13 protein-coding genes are annotated in these 17,849 nt (G+C 60.7%); 4 read left to right on the top strand and 9 right to left on the bottom strand.

Annotated features, from left to right (window positions below; all coding sequences use genetic code 11):
• The first annotated feature begins 95 nt into the window (after nt 1-95).
• A complete protein-coding gene (locus NLM33_RS14875; protein ID WP_254096779.1) occupies nt 96-2,807 on the top strand; it encodes a type I secretion system permease/ATPase in 2,712 nt (903 codons plus the stop codon).
• Complete coding sequence (locus tag NLM33_RS14870) at nt 2,794-4,224, top strand: HlyD family type I secretion periplasmic adaptor subunit (protein WP_254096778.1); 1,431 nt, start codon at nt 2,794-2,796, stop codon at nt 4,222-4,224. Before NLM33_RS14875 ends, NLM33_RS14870 begins: the two co-directional genes overlap by 14 nt.
• Before the next feature lie 262 nt (nt 4,225-4,486).
• Here the strand turns inward: NLM33_RS14870 and asnB are convergent, their stop codons facing one another.
• From asnB to NLM33_RS14855, 3 genes are all read right to left on the bottom strand, one after another.
• Nucleotides 4,487-6,511 (bottom strand): asparagine synthase (glutamine-hydrolyzing), encoded by a 2,025-nt coding sequence (gene asnB / locus NLM33_RS14865; protein WP_254096777.1) that lies wholly within the window; start codon nt 6,509-6,511, stop codon nt 4,487-4,489.
• A gap of 119 nt (nt 6,512-6,630) precedes the next feature.
• On the bottom strand, nt 6,631-7,722 hold the full coding sequence (locus tag NLM33_RS14860; protein WP_254096776.1) for a Wzz/FepE/Etk N-terminal domain-containing protein: 1,092 nt from the start codon (nt 7,720-7,722) through the stop codon (nt 6,631-6,633).
• 654 nt (nt 7,723-8,376) lie between these two features.
• Nucleotides 8,377-9,297 (bottom strand): response regulator transcription factor, encoded by a 921-nt coding sequence (locus NLM33_RS14855; protein ID WP_254096775.1) that lies wholly within the window; start codon nt 9,295-9,297, stop codon nt 8,377-8,379.
• Between the two features lie 659 nt (nt 9,298-9,956).
• On the opposite strand from NLM33_RS14855, the gene NLM33_RS14850 reads away from it, so the two are divergent.
• On the top strand, nt 9,957-10,670 hold the full coding sequence (locus NLM33_RS14850) for a response regulator transcription factor (protein ID WP_254096774.1): 714 nt from the start codon (nt 9,957-9,959) through the stop codon (nt 10,668-10,670).
• 437 nt (nt 10,671-11,107) lie between these two features.
• Nucleotides 11,108-11,431: a hypothetical protein gene (locus NLM33_RS14845; protein WP_371929951.1), complete on the top strand. Its 324-nt coding sequence runs from the start codon at nt 11,108-11,110 to the stop codon at nt 11,429-11,431.
• A gap of 347 nt (nt 11,432-11,778) precedes the next feature.
• Here the strand turns inward: NLM33_RS14845 and NLM33_RS14840 are convergent, their stop codons facing one another.
• The 6 genes from NLM33_RS14840 to NLM33_RS14815 form a co-directional block, all read right to left on the bottom strand.
• Nucleotides 11,779-12,243 (bottom strand): cupin domain-containing protein, encoded by a 465-nt coding sequence (locus NLM33_RS14840; protein WP_254105801.1) that lies wholly within the window; start codon nt 12,241-12,243, stop codon nt 11,779-11,781.
• A gap of 940 nt (nt 12,244-13,183) precedes the next feature.
• Complete coding sequence (locus NLM33_RS14835) at nt 13,184-13,909, bottom strand: SDR family NAD(P)-dependent oxidoreductase (protein ID WP_254096773.1); 726 nt, start codon at nt 13,907-13,909, stop codon at nt 13,184-13,186.
• Entirely contained in the window at nt 13,902-15,287 is a 1,386-nt protein-coding gene (locus NLM33_RS14830; protein ID WP_254096772.1) for a class I adenylate-forming enzyme family protein, read from the bottom strand. Before NLM33_RS14830 ends, NLM33_RS14835 begins: the two co-directional genes overlap by 8 nt.
• Entirely contained in the window at nt 15,274-15,519 is a 246-nt protein-coding gene (locus tag NLM33_RS14825) for an acyl carrier protein (RefSeq protein WP_254096771.1), read from the bottom strand. Before NLM33_RS14825 ends, NLM33_RS14830 begins: the two co-directional genes overlap by 14 nt.
• Before the next feature lie 34 nt (nt 15,520-15,553).
• Entirely contained in the window at nt 15,554-17,494 is a 1,941-nt protein-coding gene (locus NLM33_RS14820) for a long-chain-acyl-CoA synthetase (protein ID WP_254096770.1), read from the bottom strand.
• A complete protein-coding gene (locus NLM33_RS14815; RefSeq protein WP_254096769.1) occupies nt 17,491-17,760 on the bottom strand; it encodes a phosphopantetheine-binding protein in 270 nt (89 codons plus the stop codon). The genes NLM33_RS14820 and NLM33_RS14815 overlap by 4 nt, the downstream gene beginning before the upstream one ends.
• Nucleotides 17,761-17,849: the final 89 nt, after the last annotated feature.

Genomic DNA, 17,849 nt, shown 5'->3' with positions numbered 1-17,849 from the left:
CCAGGCTCAGCGCCTGGGTGCGGCACCGTCAATATTTGTGAATGCATGAGAAGGAACACATACGCGGTCGGTAACCGCGAAGGGTTGAGTTAAAAATGGCGATCCAGAATGGAAATGCCCATGCCGCAGACCTCGGGCTTCGAGCCCTTGCTCTGTTCCTGCGCCTTCATGGCGTGAACGCCGAGCCTGACCAGCTCCGCGACCGTTGCGGGAGCAACGATATCGGCATCAGCGCGATGCTTCGCTGTGCCCATGAATTCGGGGTCAAAGTCCGTTCGCGCACGACGCGTTGGAAGCGACTTGCGAGCACCACGCTGCCCGGGATCGCGTCGCTGCGTGATGGCGGATTCCTGCTTCTCGGCAAGGTCGATGACGAGACGGCACTTGTGCTGCATCCAACCGCATCGCGTCCGAACACAATGACGCGCGCCGAGTTCGAAGAAGTGTGGGACGGCCGTTTGATCCTGGCCGGCTCACAAAATCTCGTGCACCGGTTGCTTCATTCCCTTGCCGGCATGAGCATCCCGGGGCGTGATCTGGCGCAGCGCGCCGGCTACGCCGTGATGCATGCCGGCAATCTGTTGACGCACGCCCGGGACGTCTTCATGCGCGCCCGCGATATCGTGACGCGCACGCAGTCACCCGATCAACCCGATATGGCTGTCCACGAGGCGGGTCTTGAGCCTGCGAGCGGCGACGAGTCAGGGCTCATTGCGGTGGCGATATTGCTGCGTTGCCATGGCATTGCGGCCGACCCGGAGCAAATTCGGCACCGCCTGGGCACCGCGCGGGTCGGTGCGACCGAAATCCTGCGCTGTGCCAAGGAGTTCGGGCTCAAGGCCCGGGCCCAGAGATCGAGCTGGAGCAGGCTTGCAGTCACGCCGCTGCCGGCAATTGCCGTGCTGCGCGACGGCGGCTTCCTGATCCTGGGCAAGGTCATCGACGACAAGCTTCTCGTTCAGCGCCCATTGTCTCCCCGACCCGAATCCATGACCCAGGCGGAGCTCGAGGCCATCTGGGACGGTGACATCATCCTAATGACCCGGCGTGCGGCTCTGACGGATCTGTCCCGGCGATTTGATATCAGCTGGTTCATTGGTGCGGTCCACAAGTATCGCCGCCTGCTCGGCGAAGTGCTGGCCGCGTCGTTCTTCCTCCAGGTCTTTGCTCTCATTTCTCCGCTGTTCTTCCAAGTTGTCATCGACAAGGTGCTCGTGCATCGAAGCCTCAGCACGCTCGACGTCCTGGTTGCGGGCCTCGTCGCGCTGACCGTGTTCGAGACTGTTCTCGGCACGCTGCGCGTCTATCTGTTCGCGCACACGACGAACCGCATCGACGTCGAGCTTGGCGCGCGGCTGTTTCGTCACCTGATGGCATTGCCGATCGCATATTTCCAGGCGCGCCGCGTCGGCGATTCAGTCGCACGCGTCCGCGAGCTGGAGAACATCCGTCAGTTCCTGACGAGCTCGGCGCTCACGCTTGTTGTCGATCTCCTGTTCACCGTCGTCTTCCTTGCGGTGATGTTCTACTATTCGACGCCGCTGACGCTGATCGTCATGGCATCGTTCCCGCTCTATATCGGCATTTCTGCAGGCGCCGCGCCGTTGTTCCGCCGGCGCCTCGACGAGAAATTCAATCGCGGTTCGGAGAATCAGGCCTTCCTGGTCGAGAGCGTCACCGGCGTCGAGACGCTGAAGGCGATGGCGGTCGAGCCGCAGATGCAGCGTCGCTGGGAGGAGCAGCTCGCCGGCTATGTGAGCGCGAGCTTCCGCGTGCTCAGCCTGAACAATACGGCAAGTCAGGCGGTCCAGATGATCAACAAGCTGGTCACCGCCGCAACGCTCTACTTCGGCGCCAAGCTCGTGATCGGCGGCGACCTGAGCGTCGGCGAGCTCGTTGCGTTCAACATGCTGGCGGGGCGGGTGAGTATGCCGGTGCTTCGGCTCGCGCAGATGTGGCAGGACTTCCATCAGGCCCGTCTGTCGATCGATCGTCTTGGCGACATCCTCAACACCATTCCCGAGCCGAGCTTCAGTCCGGCCCGGGCTGCCCTGCCACCGATCCGCGGCAAGGTTACGTTCGAGCACGCGACCTTCCGCTACCGCGCCGACGGTCCCGAAGTGCTGCACAACGTGTCCTTCAACGTCGATCCCGGCCAGGTCGTCGGTATTGTGGGCTCGTCGGGCTCGGGCAAGAGCACCATTACCAAGCTGATCCAGCGTCTCTATGTGCCGGAGAGCGGCCGTGTGCTGGTCGATGGCGTCGACCTTGCGATGGTCGATCTGACCTGGCTTCGGCGCCAGATCGGCGTGGTCTTGCAGGAGAACGTGCTCTTCAATCGCTCGATCCGAGAGAACATCGCACTCGCCGACCCGGCCATGCCCATGGAGCGTGTCATCGAGGCGGCGTCGCTGGCTGGCGCGCACGACTTCATCCTGGAGCTGCCCGAGGGTTACGATACCATCGTCGGTGAACGCGGCAGCAGTCTCTCAGGCGGCCAACGTCAACGTGTTGCGATCGCGCGCGCGCTCATCACCGATCCGCGTATCCTCATCCTCGATGAGGCGACCAGCGCGCTCGACTATGAAAGCGAGCGGGCTATCCAGCAGAACATGAAGCGGATTGCCGCGGGGCGGACTGTCTTCGTCATCGCGCATCGGCTTTCGACCGTACGCAACGCGAACCGGATCATCACACTCGAGCATGGCCGCATCGTCGAGGACGGCAGCCATGACGAGCTGATCCGCTCGAATGGGCGCTACGCCAACCTTCATTATCTGCAGGCCGGAATCCATGACATCCGCTAGCCGAAATATCGTTCCGTTTCCGAGGCGCGAACCTCGCCGCCGCGAACACGAAATCGCGTTCCTGCCGGCGGCACTCGAGATCACTGAAACGCCGCCGTCGCCGGTCGGGCGTGCGATCGGAGTGAGCATCATCGCGGTCTTTTGCATCGCGCTGTTGTGGGCATCGGTCGGCAGCGTCGATATCGTCGCGACCGCGACGGGCAAGATCGTGCCAGGCGGCCGCACCAAGCTGATCCAGCCGTTCGAGACGGGCGTTGTCCGCGCCATCCACGTCCGCGACGGACAGAGCGTCAAGGCCGGCGACGTTCTGATCGAGCTCGACCCAACGATGACGGAAGCCGATCAGGAGCGCCAGAGAAGTGATCTCCTTGCGGCCGAGCTCGACGTCGCGCGGCTGCGCGCGGCGCTCGCCGAGGATCCGCTTGCCGCCTTCCGGCCACCGCAGAGCGCCAGTGCCGCGGAGATCGAGATGCATCGGCAGTTTCTGATCAGCCAGCGCTCCGAGCAGAACGCCAAGCTCGCCGAGATCGAGCGCCAGCAGGGTCAGAAGGACGCCGAGCGGGCGACCACGTCGGCGAGCGTGGCGAAGCTGCAGGCGACCATCCCGGTACTCCAGGAGCGGGTCGACATCCGCAAGGGGCTCGTCGACAAGGCGCTCGCGTCCAAGGTCGTTTATCTTTCCGAGTATCAGGAGCTGGTCGGCCTTCAGCAGGATCTCGTTCTTCAGCAGAGCCGGCTCCGCGAGGCCGACGCAGCCATCGCCTTACTGAAGGAGACGAAAGAGAGGACCGCCGCAGAGTACCGGCGCGCGACCTATGACGCACTTGCGAAAGCCGAGCAGAAGTCGGCGAGCGCTGCGCAGGAAGTGGTCAAGGCGGAGCGGCGCACGAAGCTCCAGCAGTTGACCGCGCCGGTCGACGGCGTCGTGCAACAGCTCGCCGTTCATACCGTGGGCGGCGTGGTGACGCCGGCGCAGGCGCTCGCCATCGTGGTTCCAAGCGAGAGTCAGCTCGAGATCGAGGCCATGCTCTCCAACCGCGACATCGGGTTCGTTCACCCGGGGCAGAAGGCGGAGATCAAGGTCGATACGTTCAACTTCACGCGCTACGGACTCCTCCATGGGGACGTGCTCAGCGTGTCGACGGACGCCATAGCGCGCGACAGGCAACAACAAGGCGGGTCGAATGACCGGGCATCGGGCACGGCGCAGGGCAGCAGTGAGCCGAGGGGCCAGGAGCTGGAATATGCGGCGCGCATTTCACTCGATCGCACGCATATGCAGGTGGAGGACAAACTGGTCAAGCTCGGCCCCGGTATGGCAGTGACGGTCGAGATCAAGACCGGCGCGCGTACGATCATCAGCTACCTTCTCTCGCCGCTGGCGAGGTACAAGCAGGAATCGTTGCGGGAGCGCTAGACGAAGCGGAGCGTCATCGATGAGCGTTGCCCGCAACCTGCCGATGTCGAACCGGCTGGACGATTTCCCGTCTTAGTGTCCTCACCGGTATGTCCTCCTCGGCAAAACTCAGCCGGGCGTCGTCACGCGCATGCGCGAAGCCATATTTAAGGTTGGACTTCCCAGCCGCCCAATCGGATAGCTATGATCCTTCGATGGATAGGGAATGGAAAAATCCATCGAGAGAATTCGGACCTGACACCCGAGCTCAATGGGTCAGTCGTCACGCGCTGCCGGCTCCCAAAACGATAGAGGGTGTCATCGCCATATCTTCAATTCGAAAGGGATGCCAAGCGCTTGTTCCGGTATCCGCCACCGACGCCTCGCCCCACCGACGGTGCCACGCCTGAAACATCAAGATATTCCAAATGAGATAATACCGCCGACTATCTCCGCTCAGAAATTCGGCCCAGAGCGAGCGAATGGCCTCGACGTAAAAAATATCACCGGCGATCAGGCAAGCTTCGCTCATCAGGTCTTCGGCCCAATTCCGTAATGGACCGCGCAACCAATCTGCGAGCGGAACCCCGAACCCCATTTTCGGGCGCTCGACCAAACGATCGGGCACATGGCGGGCAAGAACACGCCGGAGCAAATGTTTGGGGCGCCGGGCACGCGCGTTCTGAACGGACGGCAGCTTCCAGACCCATTCAACCAGTCGATGGTCGAGGAGCGGAACACGCACCTCGAGAGCGACAGCCATAGAGGCCCGATCAACCTTGGTCAGGATGTCATCGGGCAAATACGCGCACATGTCGAGGTAGCGCATACGGTCGATCGGATCTGGCAAGAGGACCTCGAGGTTTTGGTCCCAGCAGGCCGTCCGCACCTCTTGTGATCCTTTTACAAGATCGTCTTGGGTCTGTGACATAATTTGATAGTACATGGAATCGATCGATGACGTTGAGAGGATTTGCGCTAACCGATGAGCCTTTTGGCCGACACGTGGCACGCGCCGAACGTATGGTACATAGCGCGCTATGCTGTCGAAAGTGCTAGGCGGAACAGCGCGAATGCTTGAAGACGCGAGGCGGCGGAGCGCAAGCGGCATCTTCGCAGCCGGTCGCCAAACATTGTCCATCCGTTGATACCGGTCGTATCCGGAAAACAATTCGTCTCCACCATCTCCTGACAGAGCCACCGTGACGCGTTTTCGCGTCAAGGCGGAAACAATATGGGTCGGAATCTGGGAGGAGTCGGCGAATGGCTCGTCATACATATCGGCCAGATTCGGCACTACATTGAGAGCGTCAGCGCCGCTAACGGGAAACGTTGTATGGTCGGTCCCAAGATGTCGCGCGACAGCCTCAGCGTGTTTCGCTTCGTCGAATGTCGGGTTCTCAAAGCTGATGGTAAACGTCCTGACCGGTCTCGGAGAGGCTTTCTGCATCAGTGCGACGACGGTAGATGAGTCATAGCCGCCCGACAGAAAGGCGCCAAGCGGGACATCCGCTATCATGCGGCGCGATACTGCATCATGCAGCAACGCCTCGAGCTCATCGACCAGTCCCTCTTCGTCGGCTCGAAGCGTATTGCGCTGCCCTTGCGAAACAACACCGGCCAGATCCCAGTACACGCCCACTTCGGGACCGCCGCCGCTCGCAATTTTGGCGAACCCGGCGGGCGGCAGTTTGTAGACACCTTCATAGATCGTGAACGGACCTGGCACATAGCCGTGCCGAAGAAAGGCGGCGATCGCTCCACGATTGAGTCTTGGCTTCCAGCCTGGATGCGCGCGCAGCGCCTTCAATTCTGATCCGAACAAAACCAGTCCATCGAAAATCGCCCAGTAGAGCGGCTTTTCGCCCATTCGATCACGAGCCAGGAACAGTTGACGCTCTCGGGCGTCCCACGCGGCAATTGCGAACATCCCGTTCAAGCGAGCGATAGTCGATTTGACGCCCCATCGGGCGAACCCTTCGACAATAACTTCTGTATCTGAATGCCCGCGAAACTGAACTCCGCGGCGCTCCAATTCGGCCCTCAGTTCTCGGAAATTATATATTTCGCCGTTGAACGTGATTGTATATCGCCCGTTGGTCGAGACCATCGGTTGATGTCCCATTGGGGACAGGTCGATAATTGCCAGGCGACGTTGCCCGAAGGCAATGCTGGCTTGTTCGTTTAACCAAACTCCGCTGTCATCCGGCCCGCGGTGGCTCAGGGTTTGCGTCATTGCAGACGCGCGCGTTTTCAGATCTTGAAGGCTGCAACCGTTACGCTCCCAAATACCGGAAATTCCGCACATGCTTTCATCCCATGAGTTTCAGGATGTACTCCTCGCAGCCTGGCGGTAAGCGCGATCCGAAGCGCTTTCGCGTCCAGGACAAGCCAACTGCCGGCGGCATGCCGATTGTCAGGTATGATTCACCCCGAACCCGTAAGGCGCGCTGGCCTTGTCTTTGCCGATATTTCAGGTTGATGATCTGTTCGAACCACGTCCGGAATAGGTCGCTCGATCCAGTCGTCTTGTGCGCTTAGACGGGGCTCCCGCCCGATGGCGAGAATTTCCGACAGATCGCGCAGTATTCCGATAGCGATGCCAAGAAGCCCGCCCACAACGATCGCTGCTCCAAGCACGATTCTGGCTTTCGGCGAACTGGGCCTCAAGGGAGGCGACGCCCCAGTGATGAGACTCGCCTCAAATACCGGCGAGGTTTGTTGTCGCGTGACTTCCATCTTACGCAGCACGTGGCGAAAATTATCATAGGCGCTTTTGGAAGATTCGGCAGCAGCCGTCAGTCTATCGATAGTAGCAGCGGAATCCGCTGCATCCTTCCCATCTCTGCTGTAATCCGCCAATGCCTTTTGAGCAGCTGATGCCTGAGTGCTCAACTCGTTCAATCGATCCTTGATCCATGAATCATCTTGCAAGCCGCCATAGTCCATTTGATGGGTAATATATTTTTCCGCAACGGCGTTTAGGATCTGCGCCGCGCGATCAGGATCTCTGGAGTCGAAAGCAATTTCGACAAGATATGTCGGGCCTATTCGCTTTGCCGAGAGCTTGCGTTGGAACGATTCCACGACATAGCGCGCGGCAGTAGCTTTCGTTTCTGGTTTACTCCAGCCGAGCAGACGGGATACCGAGCTCAAGAGGCTGGTTTGGCCGACCTCAAATTCCGGATCTTGAGCAAGGCCGAGCTTTCCGATCACAGCGCTGGCGATGCTGTCAGACGTGATGATCCTTATCTGACTTTCGACGATCGTTGACACCGACGTGGGGTCGACCGCTTTCGAGTCTACGATGAGTTCCGCCTTCGCCGTAAACGTCGGTACCGCGATGATTAGGTAAAGGATGGCAACGCTAAGCGTTGCCAAGGTTGTCAGCGATATGATCGGGAGATGTCGTCGTAGGAAGGCTAGCACTTCTACCAGCGACACGGTCGGTGCCGGTCGAAGTTCACGCGGCACGTTGTCCCGATTTACCCTATTATCCGTTCCATTGGTCTGCAGCATTCGCACCACCGCTGATAGTTGAGGCTTCGCGACGGTGCCCAAGTTAAACATGTCGATTTACCAAGGCGAACGTCGGTTGGCGGAAGATGCAGCAGACGAAGTCGCACGAGGCAACTAACCGGCCCCTACCGACGCTTGCTGGGGGCGCCCTGCCGCCGTCGACCGAATGTGCCGGACACTTTGTTGAGGCCGGCAAATTGGTGAAGGACAGATGACCCATGTAACTCTGCTACCCAGTCGCTCATCTCCAATTAAACCAGTACATTACAGCTCACTGGATGGGAATTGGCGATAATGATGGGAGTTGGCGATAATTAGGTAACTACGATGGTCGACGGCACTGCCAGATCGAGTCGCAAATCGGCCGCGCTGGGCGGCGAAGGTAAGGAGGAAACGTTCCAGCGGAACCATAGCGGCGAAAGCGGCGCAGTGGAGCTGCGAAAGTCCCTGCAACGGGAGCGATAGAAGAGACCGGCTCCCGCAGTCTGCACGCTGCGCCTCGTCAACCGAGGAGAGTCCCTGCTGCGCTTGCGTGCTATTCACGCGAGCGCAGCAGGAACGCGTCCTGGACGTCGGGGAAGTCGACGAAAGTGTCGCAACTTATTCCGCGATGGGATCACTCGCGCGATGGCAGTCGTGTTCGGATCCCTGCGCCTACTTGTAGAGCCGTGTCGCCACGCGTGTCCCTCGGTCGGCGCCCTTGCGGAGCAGACCGTCGATAGGGGGTACCGCGACGTGACTGGACTGGGGGACCAATGAGGCCGGCTCGTTGATCTGCTCCATCTCGGAGATCACATCGAGCGGCTTCGCGATCCCTCTGCCCGGATCGACGGCTGTGAGCGCGCGACCGCTTGCCGCTCGTACCAGCGATCCATGGTTCATTCCCCAGATCGCCGCTTGTGTCCGGTTCTGGACCCGGATCTTGCGCAGGATCGCCTTGACGTGGACCTTCACGGTCGCTTCGGCGATATCGATCTTTCGGGCAATGCATTTGTTGGAATCGCCCTCGATAAGGCACGATAGAATTGCCTTTTCGCGCGGCGACAGCTGCGGCGAGATCGTGTCCTCCGACGTGACGAGGATTGCGTGCTCGCTTTCGCTGAGCGGCGTTGCTTCGCGCTCGCGATTTCCGTCAAGAGCGAACGACAGAAATGCGGGCGGGAAGACGGTCTCGCCCATCGTGACGAGCTCCACCGACTTGATGAAAGCGTCGCACGAAATGACGTTGACGAAATAGCCGTTGGCGCCAGCACGAAATGCAGAAGCCAGTTCGGCCGGCCGATAGTTGTCCGAGACGATCGCGATGCGCGCCTCCGGATACCGATCTTTCACATATCCGATTTGTTCTCTCGCGAGATCGAAATCATCGCCGGTGTGGACGATGAGAAACATCAGTTGCTCTGTTTGAAGTGAGCTTGGCAATTCCGCGGGGCTTAACGTCGATGCCGCGATACGAAAATTAGCCGCGTGCAATATTCTAGCAATACCTTCTCTAATCAGAACGTTTCTTCCAATAAGAACCATTCCGTAAGATTGCCGCCTCCTCATTTTACCCTCCAGCCTACGCAATGACACAACAGCGACGGACGGTTGAACTCAATTTGGTTCTTCGACGGACGAACGAATCGTTGTTGTTAAATTGGTCGTTCTCCCTGAGCTTTCAGTCTTCAAAAAAATTGAGGTACTTCGATCGTGGCCCTCCTCTTTTGTCGTTTGCCGAACGTTGTCGGCGATCGCACCACATTTTCTTAAGCGTTTATGAATGTTAGATGCGAATTTGAGATCGCCCTATATATCGTTCGTTATAGGAGCGGGCGCGGATATATCCGTACGAGTGCGGTGGTTAAAAACCGCTTCTGGCACAGTCTCTGCGCGAATAAGGTCGAGATGTTGATTCAACGTTGAAGAACTTCTCGGAGTTTTTGTTGGTCGATGCCACGTCTGCGCGAACACATTCTGCAAGTGAGTTAACGACGCGGTACACATCAACGTTGCGGAAATATCGAAGGTGTTGGCCGTTCAAGATTTCGCCGTTGTCCGGGCGCGTTCGCAACCAAGGCCTGTGTGCCGCGGCCGGACTACCGGGTTCTTACGGGCCAAATTGCTGGATGAGAGTCGGGAAGCGAGCAGACCGCCGCGTCCGTTAACCCTTAAGTATCGCTTGTGTTTTTGGAAATTTCGGATGATTCTATCGATATTGGTGAAATAGTGCCGGGGCTACAGAGTTTATCTTTTTGGGGGCGTTTATCTTTTGGGGGCGACACGCTGAGGAGCGCCCAATGCGACGTACCAGTGTAGTCATTGCAGACCGGCATCCGGTCGTTTTGCAGGGCCTGAGCAACGTGCTCGGTGCCGTAGCGGATTTCAATATCGTCGCATCTTGCAGCGATGCCGCGAGCTGCATCGAAGCGATCCGTAACTTGGCGCCCGATATCGCGATTGTCGATCCCGCATTGCCTGAACTCGGCGCGCTGAGAATACTTTCGACCGTCAATTCAGAAAATCGCTCGACCCGTTTGGTGTTCTTCGCCGCGAGTGAAGATTGTGAGCTGGTACTCGCGGCGACGCCCATGACCTGCAGCATCGTCCTGAAGGATACGGAGCCCGAACCGCTGGTGCAGTCCTTGCGGCACGTCGCCAACAATCACAATCTGCTGCCGGCCGCCCCATCCGAGTCGATCGTGTCGCAGGGGCAGGGTACCAATACGGAGAGCGCCCTGACTGCGCTGACGGACCGCGAGCGTCAGATCATGCGGCTGGTCTCCGAAGGGTTGTCGAACAAGGAGATCGGGCGGCGGCTGAACATTGCCGATGGCACCATCAAGGTGCACCTGCACAACATCTTTCAAAAGCTTGAAATCAGCAATCGGACGGTGCTTGCGGCCCTCGCCATCTCGCAAAACGATCGCGCGACCGCCCCGCGGGAGAAGGCCCGCATTCCGGATTGAATCCGGAGCGCTGAGAAATCGTCGCGCCACCGCGCTTGGTCGACGCTCCTGCTGCTATGGGCCGGCGGCCCCCATCTGCGCGATCTGGCTCGACCGGCGGGGAACGAGGCGCCAGGCGTCGGCGTGCGCCGGGAATGATCGGTGCGGGCGCCGCTTGATCGGCGAGGTCGATGTTTCCCGCAAGCTTGGCGGGGTAGTCCGTCGGGGCAGGCGGCTGATTCCAAATCGCAGCCAAACGACCGGCAGAGCAGTGTATTTATCCGTGATCTGCAGCTCTGGATCCATCGCGGTTTGTCCGTTGTCAGGTAAAACGCAGTCGCGGGCGATAGCGAACGGCTCCAGATGCGATAGCAGAGATGTGCCGACTGGACGTGGGCACATCTGGAGCGGCGGCCCTGGCCCTCCCTGCTGCCCCCTATGGTCAGGGCCGTTTCTCCATGGACGGCCTGCCATCGGGACTAAACTCTGTCGTCGAGCCGAAAGCGCGTGGGCGCATCGTGATGTCCCTTCATTTTCACCGTGCCGTCGAGCACATGGAAATTTGGAGCGCGATCGGCGACGGCTTTTCCTTTGTGATCACGTATGAGAGCCCTGCTGGTTCTGGCTTTCATGGAAGTGCCGGCTATGTGGCGTCGTGGCGGTCGCTCTATCGGAATGACGGCGCGATCAAGATCGGCGCTTCGGCGTTTGCGACTTTCACGGAGGCCGAGGAGGCCTGCAACACGACGCTTGAGGATCTGAGGGGGCCCGCGGTGGGCTGAAGTGACCAGCCTGCAATCAGGCATCGACCTTCGAGTACCTTTGAGCCGAAAGGAGAGGCCGCCAAACCGGGGCGGCGCGGAGGCTGAAGCTCACGCTCAGTTCGCATTCGAGAGAAACAGGTCGGGAAAAAGGGTGGGGCCCGTCGCCGCGGTGGTTGCCCATAGGCCGCTTCCCTCTTCTTCTTTAGCGGGTACCGCACAGTAGGCGCCTCCAACGGCTTTGAGGAAGTGCCAGTCCTCAACAAGCCCCGCTCGGCGGATCTGCGGATCTTACAATTTTCCCTGCTCGCAACTATCCAAGCTGGAAGCGGCATCCGGTTTCCCGCCTACGTGACACGGCTGGAGCCTTAGTCCGTGGGCATAGCGGACGGGCGGTCTTGCTGCCCGCCGGGCGCGTTCCGCGCGATCAACGACCTGAGCTTTCTGATGACGCGGATGGCGACGGCAATCGGGAATGGACTGTTCACGTGGAGGAACGCTAGCTTCCTCACGTAACCCTCGACGTGCCATTTGGCGTGCGCTCCCTCGCGAAAAGTGATCACGTCACCGACGCCATAGCGCTTCGGCGGCATGCCTTCGCTCTCAAGCACGATTGATCCTTCCAGGATCAAGATGGTCTCGTCGCGATCGTAGTACCAGTTGAATTTTCCTTCGGTGCACGACCAGACCACCGTTTTGGAAGTTTTGCATGCGCTCGCCGACAGCAGGCGCGAACGAGCTTCCGGAGTGCCTTCAATGATCCAGGATTGCTTGATCGGCGCCGGACCGAGATCTACCTTGTAGTGCCCCGTTTCAATCATTGCGAGCGGCATGGGTATTCCCACTGGAAATTGCACGGCATCGGAAATATCAATTTCCGTTTTTTCACGCGAGCGTAAAGAGAGCACTTTGCCGCGCCTCTCTGGAGGTACCCCTTGCCCTTTCATTGCGGCAAGGAAAGTGACAATGGGCCGCGTTCGTCGCAGGCTTCGGTACTGCCGGACACCATGACCGAAGCCGGACAACCTCGAACGGCCCAGCTCTCGACGGGGCCGCTTTTGGCTTGCCAATTCCCGCCGCAAGTTCCCTTCAAAAATCGACCTCAGCTCGAGGCCACTCGACATTCGCCGGCTACCGCTGCCGTCTCCGCTCTGAACTTCGCGCGCCAGTTGCCGAACGCCTTGAGCGGAATACGTCCGCCTCGCAATACTGCCGTTGATTCAAGTCGCTGCGCTTCCAGGCATCGTGGCGCTCCCGCCAGAAAGCCTCGCCTTGACGGGTCCACGCTCCGTTCTCATCCACCATCTTGCTCTCCTCATCTGCAAGTCGAGAGCGAGAACAGATCGTGTTCGCAAAGGACGAGACAAAGCGTGTGAGAATTGGACGCTTAGCATTTCCCTGCTCGCGGCAGACAGATTCCCTGTTCCTTGCCGAAAAGCTCCCTGTTCCGATTCAAGCGCAGCGCCGCTCCGACGGTTGGATTTTGCAGGTATTTTCAAGTACTTCTTGCCCCTTCTCTTGGGGTCGGCCGCCCCGCAACGGGGCGTTTTGCCTGTAGATTTGCCTGTTCGCAGGGAGAAGGGAAGGGAGATCGGAGTCGCGGCCGAAATTGACTTCTTCCGTCGGCGCCGCATTCAGATTGCCACGCAGCATGTACGAATATCTCTGTGATTCAGGATTTGAACGGTTTTCGCCCCCAAGTTTGATCGGCATGGACATAAGCCTGGTCCGGAAGGTCGAACCGGCGGATGGACGGATGCTGAGTCCCGGTAGTCAGGCGGTGTTGCCGGCGTCGACCGTCACGACGGTGCCGGTGATGTTTCGGCCACCTTCGCCGAGAAGATATTCGACCATGGAAGCGACGTCGTCGGCTTCGGGCAGGCGGCGTAATGCGCTGCGGCCGGTAATGCGTCGACGGCCTTCGTCGTCCAAGGACCCGGTCAATTCCGTGTCGATGAAGCCGGGCGCGATCGCGTTCACGGTGATGCCGACCCTGCCGACTTCTCGGGCCAGCGAACGGGTGAAGCCGGCAATCGCGGCCTTGGACGCGGCATACACGGCCAGGCCGCTGTAGCCGGTCGAGGCGACGATAGAGGAGACGTTGACGATCCGCCCCGCGCCGTCTGCCATCATATGGCGCGCCAAATATTTGGTCAGGATGATCGGCGACAATACGTTCAGGCGAATCAAGGCCTCGATCTCGGAATTGTGCATGGTGGCCAGCAGCCCATCGGTGCCGATCCCGGCATTGTTGACGAGGCCGTAGATCGTGCCGAATTCGTCGCGCACCGATTTTGCGAAGGCCGGGATCGCATCGGTCACCGCAAGGTCGCAGGCGCGGAAATGCAGGCGCCGCTCCGCTTCGCGGATGGCAGCCGCAAGCTCCCCGCTCTCGCGGCGCGCTACCGCGACCACATTGTAGTCGCCGGATGCGGCGAGCCTGCGCGCAATGGCAAGACCGATGCCGCGGCTGCCGCCGGTGACGAGGACGTTACGCATCGGTGCGCGCCAGTTTCCCCGCTGCCGTGACGTCGAGCCGTTCGACGAAGCGGATCACCGCAGGCACCTTCCATACCGCCAGGCAGTCTTTGCACCGGCCGAGAATCTCCTTGCGGATCGTCTCGTGGCGCTCCGGATCGATGCCGTCGGCGAGGATGACATCGGCGACCACAATGGCACCGGTGATCGGGCTCCTGCGCGATCGCGCGCGCGACATCAGGACGCAGGCGTGCCGGTTGATCACGGCTTCCACCTCCTCCGGATGCACCTTCAACCCGCCGATGTTGATGATGCCGCCTCGCCGGCCGACGAAGTGGTATCGTTCGCCGCGCAGCTCGACAATATCGCCGGTATCGACGAAGCCGTCTGCGTCGGCGAGCGGCGGCGCATCGGCGCCGACATAGGCGCGCGCGGTCCTCTTGGAACGGATCCGCAGCGAGCCGTCGACCACCTTCATCTCGACACCGTCGCGATTCCGGCCGATCAGGCCGGCGGGAAAACCTTCGCGCCCGTCGTCCACACCGAAACCGACGCCAGCCTCGGTCGAGGCATAGGCGTGGCCGATCGACGCATGCGGAAATGCCCGAGCCAGGCCGTCGAGCACTGCCTGATCTGCGATCTCGCCCGACAGGCGGACATAGTGCGGCGAAAAGTCTGCAGCCGCGCCGCTCATCAGGAGCTTGCGCCAGTGCGACGGCGTCCCGGAGATGTGGGTGACCCCGCCCGTGCGCAACCGCGCCACATGGGCCGCGACGGCTTCCCCGGGCTCCGAAAGCACCATCGATCCGCCGCCGATCAAGGTTCGCAGGAAGATTTGCAGGCCGCCGTAGCGACGGATGTCGTAAAATGTCGCCCAGGTTGCGTTCCGGTAGCGTGAAGGCCCGTCGGCGATGATCGCGCCGGCGAGCCCATCGAGCGTATGCCGGACGATCTTCGGCAGCCCTGACGTCCCCGAGGTTAGCATGAGCCACTCGGTCGCGCGGTCGACCTTCCACCCCAAGGTCCTCCGTTCGGGCAGGTCGATGCCGATAACGGCGTACTTGCCGGCACTGCATCGCTGTAACGGCCGGTCGGTGACGATGGTGTCGATCTCGGCCTGCTCGAGCAGGACCTGCAGGCGATCCCAATCGAGGTCGGGCGGGCATAGGAGTATGCGGCGGGCGACGCCGTCGAGCTCGATCAATGCAAGCGCGGACAGCAGCTGTCCCGACGTCGCAAGCAGCACCGAGCGGCCGGACAGCTCGCAGGGCCTGCCAGTCAGGCAGCTGTGCTCGATAATGTCGGTCAGCGATACACTGTGCCGGGCATCGGAAATCTTGCGGTCCGTCAGCTCCGGGCCGAGATATTGGCGCAGCGCGAAGATGTCAGGCGGGGACATTCTCGTAAGCTCTGACGAACTCACCGAGGGTTGACGGGAAGGCTGCGTCCTCGGCGACCGTAAAGGGATCAATACCGAGTTCGTCCTCCAGCCGTGCAACCAGGATTGCGAATGCCAGCGAATCGAACCCGGTTTCGTTCAGTGACAGATCGTCCTCAAGCGGCGGAAGCGTGACCTTCTGTTCCTCGGCGATCTGCTTCATCGCGGAGAAAATCTTTGACCTGACCGACATGGTACACCTCACATCTCGGCTTTCCGAGCCGATGTTAGAGCCTGATTTCGCCTTCAACGATGCGCGCGTAGGCGGCCCGGTCGATCGAATGATAGTGACCGGTCGCTGGATCGCGCAGGAACAGCGGATCGTCCACGACCGAAGGATCGAACCCTTCGCGGATCAGCCGCTGCTTCTTCTGCTTAAAAGTGTCGGTCGCCTCCAGTGCCCCGCACAGCCTGACGAAGGCTGGAATTGCGTAGGGCGGAAGCCGATGCGAAAGGTGTTCGCTGAACATCCCGAAATCGAAACCTCGATCCACCACCAAAGCCGCCATGCCCGCGCGGCCGTCGGCCCCGGAAACGGCAACTCCATAGGTCGAGGCGTCGAGAACGCCGGGGCAGTCCCTTATTGCGTCGTTCACCTCGCTGGTCGCGACGTTCTCGCCCTTCCAGCGGAAGGTATCGCCGACGCGGTCGACGAAGTGCAAGTAACCCTGTTCGTCGCGCAGCATCAGATCGCCGGTGCGGAACCAGACATCGCCCTCGGTAAAGACGTCGCGCAGAATCTTTTTCTCCGTCTCGCCGGGGTCCGTGTAGCCTTCGAAAGGTACGCCGTTGCGACCGGCGCTGCTGATGCGCCCGACAGCCTCGCCCGTCTCGCCAGGGGCGCAGGCGATGCAGAGCCCGGCGTCGCTGCGGAGCGGGTTGCCGCTGTCGGCATCGACCTTGATGATCGCGGCGGGAAAGCGATGCGCCAGCATCGGCGGAATCCGACCGATCGCGCCGGGTTTTCCTTCGACGTTGAACAGCGAAAAATTGCCTTCCGTTGCGGCATAGAATTCGAGGATCTGCGGAATCGCGAACCGGCTGGCGAACATCTCCCAGATGTCGCCGCGTAATCCGTTGCCGACAGCCAGCCGCAGCCCGTGTCGCGCCTCTCGTTCAGAAGCCGGCGCCTTGAGCAAGTACCGGCAGAGCTCGCCAATATATTGGAAGACGGTGCAGTCGAAACGCACGATGTCGTCCCAGAAGCTGCCAGCGGAGAATTTCTCCGCAATCACGACCGAACCGCCCGCGCTGAGCATGCTACAGGGAGCCGCGACGCCGCCCACGGAATGGTGGAGCGGTAGGCAGTCGTAGAGACGATCGTTGGCGGACGCGTCCATCAGGCCGGCAAACCATCCGCCCCAGGTGAGAATGCGGCGATGACTGATGTTCGCGGCCTTCGGTAGCCCCGTGGTGCCCGAGGTGTAGATGAGGAGTGCGCGTCCATCGATCGTGACCTCGCCACGTTCGGCGGCGGACAGCGGGCCCGGCTCGAAGGCGGCGAGTGTCGCGTCCAGATCGCCGCTTGGGTCGCCAGTGCCGATGCTCCAGCTTTGCGGCAGGCGGTGCAGGTACGGACGTGCGGTCTCGAACGCATCCACGCAATCGGCAGCAAGGATGATGTGATCGGCCTGCGCGACGTCGATGCAGTGGGCGAGCGACCGGCCCACCAGCCTGGTATTGATCAGCGCGACCGTTCCGCCGACCCTGCTGATGCCGAGCCAGCAGGCGAGGTAGTCCGGCCGGTTCGGCATCAGCAGACAGGCGGTGCGGCCTGCATGAAGGCCAAGGCTGCGCGCCCAGCGCGCATACCGGTTGATCCGGGCGGCGAGTTCTCCATAGGTGAACGAGTGGCCGTCCGAGAGCAAGGCAGGTCGCCCGGGCTGACGCTGAGCCCATTCTTCTACGATGTCGGCGAACAAACGATGCGGCTCCGCTGCGACCCGCGCGGTTCGTTCGAAGGCTTGCAGCCAGGTCTTGGCGGCAGAGCGTCCGCGCTGCGGCGCGTCGCCTCTGGTCGTCACGACCTGATCGTGCAGTTGGGCTGGATCGACATCCGCGCGCACCTGCCCGCTGGTCGGCAAGGTCGCGGCCAGAGCGACCGTGCAATCATTGTCTATGCGGCCTGCCTGGTCGTCGAAACAGAATCTCTGTTCAACCGGCTTCATCCCGACCCGGGTCCGAGCTGGTTGAGGATCATCCGCTCCATCGTCTTCACCGATTGAAAATTCTCGGGCGTGATCGCGAGTTGGGGAAGGATGAGGTCGAACTCGGCCTCAACCTTGAGCATCAGCTCGACCATGCCCATCGAGCTCAATCCGATATCCACAAGCCGCGACTCCGGGTGGACATCGGCGGTGATCGCGTTCTGCTCAAGGACGCTCCTGACGACGGATAGAACACGGTTCTGAACGTTGACGGCAAAGTCATGCATTTCAACGGCCCCTCGCCGTGACCGGGCGTGATCACAATCGGAGGACGATACCCAACCGTTCTTCCCGTCAATAGCTGTGCTTCGGAGGT

The sequence above is a fragment of the Bradyrhizobium sp. CCGUVB1N3 genome, assembly GCF_024199925.1.
Lineage (GTDB): Bacteria > Pseudomonadota > Alphaproteobacteria > Rhizobiales > Xanthobacteraceae > Bradyrhizobium.
This window is presented reverse-complemented; position numbering and strand designations above follow the sequence as displayed.

Excerpts from the sequence above, each read along its gene's own strand:
- NLM33_RS14825 (WP_254096771.1), bottom strand. The coding sequence starts at position 15,519 with ATGTCGGTCAGGTCAAAGATTTTCTCCGCGATGAAGCAGATCGCCGAG.
- NLM33_RS14835 (WP_254096773.1), bottom strand. The coding sequence starts at position 13,909 with ATGCGTAACGTCCTCGTCACCGGCGGCAGCCGCGGCATCGGTCTTGCC.
- NLM33_RS14870 (WP_254096778.1), top strand. The coding sequence starts at position 2,794 with ATGACATCCGCTAGCCGAAATATCGTTCCGTTTCCGAGGCGCGAACCT.
- NLM33_RS14860 (WP_254096776.1), bottom strand. The coding sequence starts at position 7,722 with ATGCTGCAGACCAATGGAACGGATAATAGGGTAAATCGGGACAACGTG.
- NLM33_RS14820 (WP_254096770.1), bottom strand. The coding sequence starts at position 17,494 with ATGAAGCCGGTTGAACAGAGATTCTGTTTCGACGACCAGGCAGGCCGC.
- NLM33_RS14815 (WP_254096769.1), bottom strand. The coding sequence starts at position 17,760 with ATGCATGACTTTGCCGTCAACGTTCAGAACCGTGTTCTATCCGTCGTC.
- NLM33_RS14875 (WP_254096779.1), top strand. The coding sequence starts at position 96 with ATGGCGATCCAGAATGGAAATGCCCATGCCGCAGACCTCGGGCTTCGA.
- NLM33_RS14845 (WP_371929951.1), top strand. The coding sequence starts at position 11,108 with ATGGACGGCCTGCCATCGGGACTAAACTCTGTCGTCGAGCCGAAAGCG.
- NLM33_RS14830 (WP_254096772.1), bottom strand. The coding sequence starts at position 15,287 with ATGTCCCCGCCTGACATCTTCGCGCTGCGCCAATATCTCGGCCCGGAG.
- NLM33_RS14840 (WP_254105801.1), bottom strand. The coding sequence starts at position 12,243 with ATGCCGCTCGCAATGATTGAAACGGGGCACTACAAGGTAGATCTCGGT.
- asnB (WP_254096777.1), bottom strand. The coding sequence starts at position 6,511 with ATGTGCGGAATTTCCGGTATTTGGGAGCGTAACGGTTGCAGCCTTCAA.